General features: G+C 54.4%; 1 protein-coding gene. It reads left to right on the plus strand.

Annotated elements, in window-relative coordinates:
• Positions 1 to 1,575: 1,575 nt before the first annotated feature.
• Entirely contained in the window at positions 1,576 to 2,556 is a 981-nt protein-coding gene (locus ABWP81_RS11520; RefSeq protein ID WP_353141903.1) for a hypothetical protein, read from the plus strand.
• Positions 2,557 to 3,060 lie beyond the last annotated feature (504 nt).

The raw sequence follows: 3,060 nt of genomic DNA on the forward strand, positions 1-3,060 counted from the left end.
GCTACTCCCGGTGCAACAAGCCGGGAGCTACTCCCGACTACTCCCGAGAGCTACTGCAACAAGCCGGGAGCTACTCAGTAAACCGGGAGTAGCTCTCGGTGCAATTGACCGGGAGTAGCTCTCGGTGTAGCAGTCGCATGATGTTTGAAGTTGTCGCAGTTTGCATGATGGTTGGTCCTTGAATGTGTCTTTGTTTTCTTAGCATTGCAGACCGGGAGTAGCTCTCGGTGTAACAGACCGGGAGTCGCTCTCGGTGTAGCAGACCGGGAGAAGCTCTCGGTGTAACAGACCGGGATCGAGTAGCTCTCGGTGCAATTGACCGGGAGTAGCTCTCGGTGCAGCAGACCGGGAGTAGCTCTCGGTGTAGCAGTCGCCGTCCAACTGCACTGTCCGCAACCATATCGGCTCAAATTGCCTTCCAGCGCCACGACCACGGATCGGGAGTAGCTCCCGGTCGTAGCTCTCGGGAGTAGCTCCCTGGGGAATGATCGGGGGTAGCTCCGGGCTTTCGCGATGGCTGGGCACTCGTGGGAGCAACCTCCGGTCAAACGTTTTGCGCATAGCTGGGAGAACCGCACTGGTCCCGACCCCGACGATGACTTCGATGCTGGCCAATGGGGTATGCCATCAGACTCAGATTCTGAAGGCGAAGACAAAGACACGCCCGGGCATCTTCTGGTTCGGAAAATATTGCATATGCACTTGCTGAACAAAATCACAGCAGAAGACTGCTGCACCACTCTGTTTTTCGCAGCCGAAGCAGGTGTAGTAGAGGCACGGCAGTATGCAAAGGCACCAGGGAGTTCCTCTGGAAAGTATGCCGAACGGCTTCGTAAATTGCTGGGGCACCTTAACAACGATGACTTATATTACTTCGAGTATCCGGGGCACCACAAGCACGCCTTGAGCCGCATGACGCACACCGGGGTCTGCTTGCCTCCTCACGAACAGCTCTGGTCAGATTTAGCTACAAGCGTCGGCTACCGGACACGGCTTGGCGAGATGGTGCGGCGGAAAGAGTTGCCGGATGTTTACTTCAAACATCAAGTCGTCCAACAGAACTCTGACATGGTACTGCCCGTCGCTATGTACATCGATGCCGTCCCTTATAGCCAGACCGACTCTGTGATTGGTTGGTGGATGATAGACCTTGTCTCTGAGCGGCGATACCTCTGGGCCGTTTTACGGAAACAGCACTCTTGTCGGTGCGGATGCCGAGGCTGGGACTCTTGCTACATATTCCTCAAGGTCTTGTGCTGGTCGCTTCGGTGTCTCGCAGATGGTTGCTACCCGTCAGCAAGGCATGACGGGCAACCATTTCTCGAAACTGACACAAAAAGACTTGCTTTGGCCGGCCAAGCAGCTCCCATCAAGGTAGCTTGTTTATTCATTAAAGGCGACTGGTCGGAGTTCGCTACTACACTCGGCCTCCCTTCGTGGTGTGACGGAATCCGCCCTTGTTTCCTGTGTAATGCCTTCGGGTTGGATCTGTTCGTCGCAGCAGGGCACTCAGACACTGCCCTTCGGTGGCGGGATAACGAGGACGAGGACTACAATCTTTCTTGTGAACGGTGCTTGAATGCAGTTCAAGTGGCTACATTGGATGTCCGCAACAAGATCGCAACATTGTTGAAGTACGACAAAAGCAAGGAAGGCAGCTGCGGGCGGTCCTTGAAGACCAACTTATTGGAGCACGGTTTGTGCACGGGCGACAGACTTGAGCCGAGCGATTCTTTGCCAGACGTCGGACAGTTTGAGACGGCACCCGTGCCCTTTGTTGCTTACTTCTGGCGACGCTCTGAAGAGTCTCACAGCAGACGGCCGAACCCATTGTTCCGCAGCGGCCTTGGTGTCAGCCCTTGTGGATCACTGGCCATCGACACATTGCATGCATTCTATTTGGGAGTGATGCGGGTGTGGGCGAAAATAGCGATCTGGACAGTTCTTCTCAGCGGTGTCTTTGGAGATTCTTTGCCTGTTGCAATCTTAGCGATGCGGTCTACCCTGATGACTTTCTACAAGATACGGCATGCTGAGTTTCAGCAAGAAGGACTCACTCGCCTGGCAGACTTCTCAGCAAAGACGGTCGGGACGAAAGGGAACCAAACCCTAAAGAGCAAAGGTGCCGAAACTTTTGGACTTCTGAAGTTTCTCCTCTATCTGTTCCCACGTTACGGCGAACGGTTGGGGCAGCACTGGCAACGTTTGCTGAAAGCGGGCCAGTGTCTCGATCGCATAGTTGAAATCTGGCACAGCAACGGTTGGACTATTCCTGCCGAGCAGCGAAAGGAGTCCATTGCCATGTATTGCCAGCACATCGCGATGATGTCAATCTTCTCGTGTTTTACACCGAAACACCACTTGGTGTTCCACTTGTTGTTCCGGCAAGGTGCTCAAGGCAACCCGGCGAAATACAGCACGTGGCTGGACGAATCGCTTAATAAGGTCCTCAAGCAGTCATGCAAAAATGCATGTTCTGCTAAGTTTGACCAAAGCATTCTCTTGCGTATGCGAGAGCTTCTTCGCACTTCGCCACGGCTTGTGCAGGCAAGCTGATCTTCCAACGTTGTGCACTTGCGTTAGCCTCCTCACGAGTAGCATCCTCGAAGCCGGCCAATCTTATCGAGGCAACACCAACGTTGGGAGATGGGCCAGTTGCATTGCATTTGCCCCTTGCATTGCATCAACATGCTGGTGCATGTGTATAGTCATTTTATCTTCTCGCCTCTGTTAGCCACAAGGGCCCAGGGGCAGCATAAACCGGGAGTAGCTCTCGGTGCAGCAGACCGGGAGTAGCTTTCGGTGCAATCGGTTCAACAGAACAGGAGTAGCTCTTGGTTCGCCACAGTGTTTGAGAGCCTCGTTGCTGCGTACAGTTGTTGTGTTTGCATAGCCTATGCTGCGGCGGGCATCCAGCAAAAGTGTGCGGCGAGGCTCTGCCCATGCAAGTATGAGTTTCACCCGGGGCTGGGGGGCGGGAGAACTCCGGTGCAATTGACCGTGACCGGGAGTAGCTCCCGGCTTGTTGCACCGGGAGTAGCTCTCGGGAGTAGTCGGGAG

The organism is Limnohabitans sp., assembly GCF_040401135.1.
GTDB lineage: Bacteria > Pseudomonadota > Gammaproteobacteria > Burkholderiales > Burkholderiaceae_C > Limnohabitans.